The sequence below is a fragment of the Steroidobacter sp. genome, assembly GCF_016790065.1.
Classification (GTDB): domain Bacteria; phylum Pseudomonadota; class Gammaproteobacteria; order Steroidobacterales; family Steroidobacteraceae; genus Steroidobacter.
Genome location: NZ_JAEUPY010000743.1, coordinates 35,575 through 44,523, shown reverse-complemented (window position 1 = coordinate 44,523; position 8,949 = coordinate 35,575). Strand labels below are relative to the sequence as shown.

The window sequence follows — 8,949 nt, the reverse complement described above, 5'->3', positions numbered from 1 at the left end:
AAGATCTGAGTGTGCTGTTCCAAAGGGAACATATTGATGATGCGATCGAGCGTCTCGGCCGAGTTATTGGCGTGCAAAGTCGCCAACACCAAGTGCCCAGTGCCCGCCAGCATGATCGCCGACTCCATGGTCTCTCGATCTCGAATTTCGCCGATCAACAGCACGTCCGGCGCCGCTCGCATGGCGCTGCGTAGCGCCCGGGCATAGGACTTGGTGTCCAAGCCGACTTCGCGCTGATTGATGATGGATTTCTTATTCGAGTGCAAGAACTCGATAGGATCCTCGATCGTGATGATGTGATCCGACGAGCTCTCGTTGCGATAATTGATCATCGCCGCCAAGGTGGTCGACTTGCCCGAGCCTGTGGCACCGACCATGAGCAACAGACCGCGCTTCATCATCATCAAGTCTTTGAGAATATCCGGCAGACCGAGGTCATCGATGCGCGGCATATCGGCCGTGATGTAACGAAGCACCATCGCCGGGTTGCCGCGCTGATGGAACACGTTGACGCGGAAGCGACCCAACCCAGGCTCGGAAATGGCGAAGTCGATTTCCAACTCGTCGTTGAACGCGTCGATCTGCTCCTGGGTCATCAAACCGTAGGCGGCCTGGCGCACCACTTCCGGCGTCAACATCTGTTTGTTGACCGGAAAGATCTGGCCTTCGATCTTGATCTTGATGGGCGCGTAGGAGGTGAAGAACAAGTCTGAGGCGCGCTTGTCCACCATCAGCTTGAACAACGGCTTGGTATTGAGGACCACCTGGCGATCCTCGCCAGTGCCGTCCGTCGTCGCCGTTTCGTTCTCGACCGTCTCGCCGTTCGCGGCCATGATTACCAAACCCTAACCTATCGCCCTATGACGCCTTCGGATTCTTCTTCCATGATGCGCAAGCTATCGCTCGCCTCATCGGAAATCTTCAGCTCGCGCTTGCTCTCGAGCTTGATGCGCAAGCGTACTTCGTTCTTGGAGTCCGCGTTACGCAGCGCGTCCTCGTAGGAAATTAACCCACCTTCATACAGGTCGAACAGCGACTGGTCGAATGTCTTCATACCCAGACGGTTGGACTTACCCATCACTTCCTTGATTTGGGCCACTTCGCCCTTGAAAATCAAATCGGCGATCAGCGGCGAATTCAACATGATTTCCATGGCGGCGATCCGGCCGGTGCCGGATTCGCGCGGAATCAGGCGCTGCGAAATCAGTGCCCTGATGTTCAACGACAGATCCATCAACAATTGTTCCCGGCGCTCCTCGGGGAAGAAGTTGATGATGCGGTCCAGCGCCTGGTTGGCGCTGTTGGCGTGCAGGGTGGCCAGCACCAGGTGACCGGTTTCGGCAAACTGAATGCCGTATTCCATGGTTTCCCGATCCCGGATTTCGCCGATCAGGATCACGTCGGGCGCCTGGCGCAACGTGTTCTTGAGCGCCACGTGCCAATTTTCGCAATCCACGCCGACTTCGCGGTGAGTGATCACACAACCCTTGTGGTTGTGCACGTACTCGACCGGATCTTCGATGGTGATGATGTGGCCGCGGGTTTTTTCGTTGCGGTAGTTCAACATCGCCGCCAGCGACGTGGACTTACCCGAACCGGTACCGCCGACCAGAATACACAGGCCGCGCTTGCTCATCACCACATCGCGCAGGATGGGCGGCAGCTGCATTTCTTCCAGCGTGGGGATCTTGGCGTTGATGGTTCGGACCACGCAGCCGATCTGCCCCTGCTGCACGAACGCGCTGACACGGAAACGGCCGATGCCGGCCGGCGCGATCGCGAAGTTACATTCTTTGGACGCGTCGAAATCGCGCGTCTGTTTGTCGTTCATGATGGAACGAACCAGCACCGCGGCCTGCTCGGGCGTGAGCACACGCTCGGACTGCGGACGGATCTCGCCGTCCACCTTGATGGCGGGCGGGAACCCGGAGGTGATGAACAAGTCCGAGCCCTGGCGGTCGACGACGCGCTTGAGCAGGTCCTGCATCAGCTTGATAGCTTGTTCGCGTTCCATTTCGCAACCTACCTAAAATTGCCTTCGCCGACGGCGACGGGCAGAAGTAACAATCAGAACGCGTCCTTATTCTGCGCCCGGAAGCGCGCCTCTTCCTTGGTCACCACACCTTTCTGCAACAGTTCGGCCAGACACTGATCGAGCGTCTGCATGCCGTCCTTCTGACCGGTCTGGATGGCCGAATACATCTGCGCGATCTTGCCTTCGCGAATCAAATTTCGAATCGCCGGCGTGCCGATCATGATCTCGTGCGCGGCCACGCGGCCGCCACCGATGCGTTTGAGCAAGCTCTGCGAAATCGCCGCGCGCAGCGACTCGGACAGCATGGTCCGCACCATTTCTTTTTCAGCCGCGGGGAACACGTCGACGATACGGTCGATGGTCTTGGCGGCCGAGCTGGTATGCAACGTACCGAAGACCAAGTGACCGGTTTCGGCGGCGGTCAACGCCAGGCGGATGGTCTCCAGATCGCGCATTTCGCCGACCAGCACCACGTCCGGGTCTTCGCGCAAGGCCGAGCGCAAGGCTTCGGAGAAGCCCAGCGTGTCACGATGCACTTCGCGTTGATTGACCAGCGAGCGCTTGCTCTCGTGCACGAACTCGATCGGGTCTTCGATGGTGATGATGTGATCGGGCTTGTTGTCGTTGACGTAGTTGACCATGGCGGCCAACGTGGTCGACTTGCCCGAACCGGTCGGGCCGGTCACCAGCACCAGACCGCGCGGCTGCATGGCGAGGTCCTTGAAAATCTTCGGCGCATTCAAGTCGTCCAGCGACATGATCAACGACGGAATGGTTCGAAACACCGCGGCGGCGCCACGAGCCTGATTGAATGCGTTGACGCGGAAGCGCGCCAGCTTGGGAATTTCGAACGAGAAGTCGGTCTCGTAGAATTCTTCATAAGCCTTGCGCTGCTTGTCATTCATAATGTCGTACACCATGCTGTGTACTTCTTTATGAGTGAGCGCCGGCATGTTGACGCGCTTCATGTCGCCGTCGACACGGATCATTGGCGGCACGCCGGCCGACAAATGCAGATCCGAGGCATTGTTCTTGACGGCGAAAGCTAATAGCTGCGCGATATCGACGGGCATGAATCTTCCTTCCAGTCAGCGGCCCCACTGCTCTTACCAACGGGCACCCGGTTGGGACACAGGCACGAGCGGGGCGATGCGGACGCAAAAGTCGAGCGTGCAGCAGTATAACGGAGCGGTATCGGGCTCAATATGTTAACCGGTCCGCAGATTTCGGCTGACACAGTGACGGCTATAGTGACGGACGGGACCTCGGGAAACTTGAGCGAGCGCTGGACCCAGACCCGGCATCGCATCGCCGATCTTGCGACGCAATGGGGCCGACTGTGCGATTCCGTCGGTTTGGTCGCAATCAGTAAGGGCCACCCCGCGGCCGCCCTGCGCCAGCTGGCCGAGCTGGGCCAGCGCGATTTTGGCGAGAATTACCTGCAGGAAGCGCTGCCCAAGCAGCAGGAATTGCAGGATTTGAAGCTCACCTGGCACTTCACCGGCCAGCTTCAGGGCAATAAGACACGGGCCGTGGCCGAGCATTTCGACTGGGTACACACGCTGGACCGGGAGCGGATCGCCATCCGGCTGAACGAGCAGCGGCCCCAGCACGCCCCGCCTCTCAATATATGTGTGCAGGTCAGCCTGGAGCCCGAGCCGGGCAAGGGCGGCGTGCCGCCCGCCGAGGTCTTGGCCTTGGCGCAAAGAATCGTGGCTTTGCCAAAGCTCAAACTGCGTGGCTTGATGTGCATTCCACCGCCGCGAGACCGGTTCGACGAGCAACGCGTGCTGTTCCAACAGCTGGCCGACTGCCAGCGTGGGCTGATCGCTGCCGGCTTGGCCGTCGATACCTTATCGATGGGAATGTCGGCGGACCTGGATGCAGCGGTCGCGGCGGGCGCCACTTGGGTGAGAATTGGCACGGCGATCTTTGGCGAACGCCATAAGAAGTAACTTTGAACAGTCTCGAGTAACCATGAAACAACGTATCGCATTCATTGGCGGCGGCAATATGGGCCGCAGCCTGATCGGGGGATTGATCGCCAAGGGCACCGAGCCGGCACAGATCGCCGTCGCCGATCCGTACGCGCCGACACTGCAGTCGCTGCAAGCTCAGTACAACGTACAGACCGCCGCCAGCAATGCCGAAGCCGTGCGCGATGCCGGCGTCGTGGTGTTGGCCGTCAAGCCTCAGGAATTGCGCAACGTCGTGAGCGCCTTGCAAGAGCAGTTGCTGGGCACGCGCCCGCTGTTGATTTCGGTGGCCGCCGGAATTCTGGCCGCCGACATCCAGCGTTGGGCGGGCGGCGTCCCGGTCGTGCGCTGCATGCCGAATCGCCCGGCGTTGCAAGGCTGCGGCGTGACTGCGCTGTACGCCAACGACCAAGTGAACCAAGCCCATCGCACACTCGCGGAGCAAATCCTCGGTGCAGTCGGCGCAACGCTGTGGGTGCAGCGAGAAACCGACATGGATTCGGTGACGGCGATTTCCGGCAGCGGCCCGGCTTATTTCTTCCTGCTGATCGAAATGCTGGAAGCGGCCGGCCAGGAGTTGGGCCTGACGGCGGAGGTGGCGCGCAAGCTCGCGGTCGAAACCGCGTACGGCTCCGGCTTCATGGCGCGCGAGTCAAGCGACTCGCCGGCAACTTTGCGCCAGCAAGTGACTTCCAAGGGCGGCACCACTGAAGCGGCCCTCAAGCATCTGGAAGCTAGCAACGTCCGTGCTATCTTTTCACAAGCCGTGGCCGCCGCGGCACAACGCTCGGCACAACTCGCTAAAGAACTGGGCAGCGCGTAACTCGTTCAGCCATGGAAGCAATAAGATTTGTCGTCGGCACCCTATTGCAGGTGCTGCTGGTCATCGTGTTCTTACTCCGCGTCTTGTTGCCGCTGGCGCGCGCCGACTCGCGCAATCAGCTGTCGCAAGCCGTGATACGCATGACCAATCCACTGGTGATGCCACTTCGCAAAGTCTTGCCGCCGATCGGCAAAGTCGACACTGCTTCCGTCGTCGCATTGATCATCGTGCAGGCCGCGGCAGTGGCCCTGCTGTGGTTACTCGGCGGTTATCCCGGCGTGTTCACGCCGGGACAATTCGCCTTCGTCGTGTTCCTGACCTTGATCACGACCGTGCTGAACTTCTACATCTTCGCCATGGTGCTGTACGCGATCCTGAGCTGGATCGCGCCGGGCACGTATAGTCCGGCAGCAGCACTGCTCGATACCTTGTGCGAACCACTATTGCGTCCGGTGCGTCGTTTGATCCCACCGCTGGGCGGTATCGACTTCTCGGCATTGTTCGTCATCGTCGGCCTGCAGGCGATAAACATCGCTCTCGGATCGGTGCTATAAACAGTTCTCCAGCGATTCGAGGAGAACACGGTGCTGAAGAACACCCGGACAATCGCCCCGTTCGTGGCAACGCTGTTGGCCGCCGCGGCACTCGCCGGCTGCACCGAGCAACCCGAACAACGCGCCATGCCGGCGCAGGCCCTGGACGAAACCTTCAAAGACTTCGGAAATTACGAGGTGCATTTCAATGCACTACGCACCGACGAGCTGACGCCCGACGTCGCGCGCGTCTACGGTATTCAACGTAGCGGCAATCGGGTGCTGCTCAACGTGACGGTGTTGCGCAAGGAAGCGGAACATGCGCCGCGCAAACCGGTCGAAGCGGCAGTTGCCGTCGACGCCTATAACTTGAACGGCCAGCTCAAGGGCATCGAGATGCGCCGTGTCTCCGAAGGCGAAGCCATCTACTCCATCGGCGAGGTGTCGATCGCGGGCACCGAAATCCTGGTGTTCGACATCAATGTGACACCCCAGGGCGAAGCGGCACCGTTCAACGTCAAGTTGAAGCGCGAATTCGTCGCCGATTAGGCGGCGGCACCACCGAAAGCGACTAATGGCATCGTCCGTTAGTCGCATTCACCCGACGGGTACGCGCGCGAGCCTGAAAAAATAGGCAAAAAAATCGCATCGCTGCTTATTTCCCGGCAAATCTTGTGTTATTTTCCCGCGCGTCTTGCGATTGCCCGCGACCGCTCGTGTTCAAGACGGCGCGATTTGTCACTTACTCAGGAGACTACAAATGGCAAAAAAGAATGCTGCGCCGACCAAGTCGGAGATCCTCGCGCAGATTTCCAAAGACACCGGCCTTGCCAAGAAGCAGGTGTCGGATGTGTTTGAATCGTTGGGCGGCGTAGTGAAGAAGAGCCTGAAGGGTTCGGGACTGTTCACCCTGCCGGGCCTGTTGAAGATGAAGGTTGTGAAGAAGCCGGCCACCAAGGCCCGCGAAGGCATCAACCCCTTCACCGGCGAAAAGATGACGTTCAAGGCCAAGCCCGCCAGCAAGAAAGTGCGTATCGCGGCGCTGAAGAGCCTCAAGGAGATGGTGAACTAAGTTTCACCGTTTTCTGTTTGCTTCGCGGCGCCGGATTCGTCTGGCGCCGTTCCTCCCAAGACTCCTCAACGATCCACGACCACCTTCAGCTTCAGCCGCACTCGGTCGCGATCCGAAATATGCAGTAAGCCGGCGATTCGCTGGACCAACTGCTCCTCATGCTTGTCGATGCGGCCGTCCGCATGACTCACTCGCCACAGCATCTCGACGATGGCGAGCTTGTCCTCTTCAGGTAATTCCCGATTCAAACGGTGCGTGAATTCGTGCAGCGATACGGCTTTGTCCACGCGGCGCGCGGCATTGACCATCAGCACGTCGAGTGCCTCGTCGGTCAGCTCGAAGCGCTTCTGTAACAAGTGGCGGATCGCCTGCACTTCCGCGCTCGATTCGGAAAAGTCGGCCCGCGCCAGCTCCAACAACAATGCCGCAGTCGCCAGCTCGAACGGCTCGCGATCCTCCAGCACGCCACGCGGTACGGCATCTTCGCCAAAAATCTTTTTCAACTGCGCCAGTAACATGCGTACTCCGTAAAACTCACCGGCCCAGCTGCGCCGGCTCGCTCAGCCAGCGCACGACCGTTTGCCGCAGCTCGTTCAAGCGGCCATGAAAGAAGTGTTCCACACCCTCGAGCAAGGCCACGCGCGGCGCTTCGGGCAATGCCGCGGCCCAACTTTGGATGTCGTTCGCGTCCACCAGTTCATCGCGATCTCCTTGCACGATCAGCCAGGGACATTGCGGTAACGAACTCGTATCCACCGACACGCGGCGAATCGCCGGCGCCACGCTCACCAAGCGAGTGACGTTCCGCTGCGCAGCTGCGCGAATGGCAACAGCACCGCCGAAGGAAAATCCGCCCAGCCACAGCTGCGCGCCAGGGTAGCGTTGCGCAGCCCAGTCGAGCACCGCCAACGCATCGTCGGTTTCGCCATTGCCTTCATCGTAAGTGCCGGTGCTCGCACCCACGCCGCGATAGTTGAAACGTATCGCCGGCGCGCCCGCTTCGTTAAACGCCTTGGCGAGCGAATACACCACCTTGTTGGTCATCGTGCCGCCGAACTGCGGATGGGGATGACAGACGATTGCTACGGCTGCCGGCGAGCCTGTCTCAGCGGGTGCATCGAGCAATGCTTCGAGCGTGCCGGCAGGACCTGGGATGGTGAGTGTTTGTGCGGGGGGCGGAGCAGTGACAGTCATGGGCGCAGGTTACCATTCATGGCGAAATGACACGGAGTCGAGGTTGCTCGGGCCAAGATTTCGCACCGGATGACGGAACATCGACTGCTATCGCGCTGTTTTTTGGAGATCCGCGGCAGCCACAGACGAGACCGATATGAAGCTCACTTCCACCAGCTTCCAGCACGATCAGGCCATTCCCGAGCAGTTCGCGTTCGGCGCGCCGGATCCCGTGCTGCACATCCGCCTCACCGACAATCACAATCCGCAGCTGCGCTGGAGCGATATCCCGTCGCAAACGCGCAGCTTCGCAGTGATCTGCGTCGATCCCGACGTGCCGAGCACGCCCGACGACGTCAATCAGGAAGGCAAGTCGGTCCCGGACAGCCTGCCGCGCACCGATTTCTATCATTGGGTGATGGTGGACATTGCACCCAATATCACCGAACTCAAAGCCGGCGAATGTTCCAACGGCATCGTCGCCGGCGGCAAGCAAGCACTGGGTGGCCCGGCTGGCTCACGCCAGGGCGTGAACGATTACACCGGTTGGTTCGCCAGCGATGCCGACATGAAAGGCACGTACAAGGGCTATGACGGCCCATGCCCGCCATGGAACGACGAGCGATTGCATCACTACAACTTCACGGTGTACGCGCTGAACTGCACCACTGCGCCGCTGGATGGCGACTTCACCGGCGCGCAGGCCCTGCAGGCGATTCGCCCGCACATCATTGCGCAGGCGACCCTCACCGGAACCTATTCGAACAATCCGAAGATCAACAAACCCAAGCCACTAGAAAACTAGCCAGGCTCACTTTGCATCTTCGATGGCGAGCAGCTCGATATCGAACAGCAGCGTGGCGTTGGGCGGAATCACACCACCGCCTGCGCCGCGCTCGCCGTAGCCCAGGCTCGCAGGAATGATCAACTGACGCTGACCGCCGGGCTGCATGCCCTGCACGCCTTCTTCCCAACCTTTGATCACACCACCCGCGCCGATGGTGAAACGGAACGGCTTACCTCGTTCGCGCGAGCTATCGAACTGCTTGCCCTTGTGCTCAGGCGCACCGGGCTCATACAGCCAACCGGTGTAATGCACGACCGCCTGCTGACCGGCCGAGATGCCTTCGCCCGCGCCTTTCACAACGTCGACTTTCTGCAGTTCGGTAATCGGCGCCGGAGCCGGGGCCGAGGTCTCCGCCGGCGCAACCGGCGGAGCTTCTTTCTTGCTACACGCCGCCGCGAGCAGAGCCGCGGCGACGCCAACCAGGACCAAGGAAGACGAGCGCTTGTAGTTCATGGCAATCCAATCACAGATGGAATGCCCCGATTATAAG

The 8,949-nt window shown here is 60.1% G+C and carries 12 protein-coding genes; 6 read left to right on the top strand and 6 right to left on the bottom strand.

Annotation, left to right across the window (positions count from 1 at the left end; translation table 11 throughout):
• The 3 genes from JNL55_RS30400 to JNL55_RS30390 form a co-directional block, all read right to left on the bottom strand.
• Positions 1-833, bottom strand: an 833-nt coding sequence (locus JNL55_RS30400) for a PilT/PilU family type 4a pilus ATPase (RefSeq protein ID WP_293863423.1), incomplete at its 3' end; no start/stop codon positions are given.
• 17 nt (positions 834-850) lie between these two features.
• The gene (locus JNL55_RS30395) at positions 851-2,014 is read right to left on the bottom strand and encodes a PilT/PilU family type 4a pilus ATPase (protein WP_293863421.1); all 1,164 of its coding nucleotides are present in this window, start codon (positions 2,012-2,014) and stop codon (positions 851-853) included.
• A gap of 53 nt (positions 2,015-2,067) precedes the next feature.
• The gene (locus JNL55_RS30390; RefSeq protein WP_293863419.1) at positions 2,068-3,108 is read right to left on the bottom strand and encodes a type IV pilus twitching motility protein PilT; all 1,041 of its coding nucleotides are present in this window, start codon (positions 3,106-3,108) and stop codon (positions 2,068-2,070) included.
• Positions 3,109-3,309: 201 nt separating this feature from the next.
• Here JNL55_RS30390 and JNL55_RS30385 point away from each other — a divergent pair, with 201 nt between their 5' ends.
• From JNL55_RS30385 to JNL55_RS30365, 5 genes are all read left to right on the top strand, one after another.
• A complete protein-coding gene (locus tag JNL55_RS30385) occupies positions 3,310-3,990 on the top strand; it encodes a YggS family pyridoxal phosphate-dependent enzyme (RefSeq protein ID WP_293863417.1) in 681 nt (226 codons plus the stop codon).
• Between the two features lie 22 nt (positions 3,991-4,012).
• Complete coding sequence (gene proC, locus JNL55_RS30380; RefSeq protein WP_293863415.1) at positions 4,013-4,834, top strand: pyrroline-5-carboxylate reductase; 822 nt, start codon at positions 4,013-4,015, stop codon at positions 4,832-4,834.
• 11 nt (positions 4,835-4,845) lie between these two features.
• Positions 4,846-5,388 (top strand): YggT family protein, encoded by a 543-nt coding sequence (locus JNL55_RS30375; RefSeq protein ID WP_293863413.1) that lies wholly within the window; start codon positions 4,846-4,848, stop codon positions 5,386-5,388.
• Positions 5,389-5,418: 30 nt separating this feature from the next.
• Positions 5,419-5,916: a DUF4426 domain-containing protein gene (locus tag JNL55_RS30370; RefSeq protein ID WP_293863411.1), complete on the top strand. Its 498-nt coding sequence runs from the start codon at positions 5,419-5,421 to the stop codon at positions 5,914-5,916.
• Positions 5,917-6,127: 211 nt separating this feature from the next.
• A complete protein-coding gene (locus tag JNL55_RS30365) occupies positions 6,128-6,439 on the top strand; it encodes an HU family DNA-binding protein (protein WP_203169711.1) in 312 nt (103 codons plus the stop codon).
• Between the two features lie 65 nt (positions 6,440-6,504).
• Here JNL55_RS30365 and JNL55_RS30360 read toward each other — a convergent pair whose 3' ends face one another.
• Complete coding sequence (locus tag JNL55_RS30360) at positions 6,505-6,957, bottom strand: TerB family tellurite resistance protein (protein WP_293863407.1); 453 nt, start codon at positions 6,955-6,957, stop codon at positions 6,505-6,507.
• Between the two features lie 16 nt (positions 6,958-6,973).
• On the bottom strand, positions 6,974-7,633 hold the full coding sequence (locus tag JNL55_RS30355; protein WP_293863405.1) for an alpha/beta hydrolase: 660 nt from the start codon (positions 7,631-7,633) through the stop codon (positions 6,974-6,976).
• A gap of 136 nt (positions 7,634-7,769) precedes the next feature.
• Here JNL55_RS30355 and JNL55_RS30350 point away from each other — a divergent pair, with 136 nt between their 5' ends.
• Complete coding sequence (locus tag JNL55_RS30350; RefSeq protein WP_293863403.1) at positions 7,770-8,417, top strand: YbhB/YbcL family Raf kinase inhibitor-like protein; 648 nt, start codon at positions 7,770-7,772, stop codon at positions 8,415-8,417.
• A 6-nt stretch (positions 8,418-8,423) separates the two neighbouring features.
• Here the strand turns inward: JNL55_RS30350 and JNL55_RS30345 are convergent, their stop codons facing one another.
• Entirely contained in the window at positions 8,424-8,912 is a 489-nt protein-coding gene (locus tag JNL55_RS30345) for an FKBP-type peptidyl-prolyl cis-trans isomerase (RefSeq protein ID WP_293863401.1), read from the bottom strand.
• Positions 8,913-8,949 lie beyond the last annotated feature (37 nt).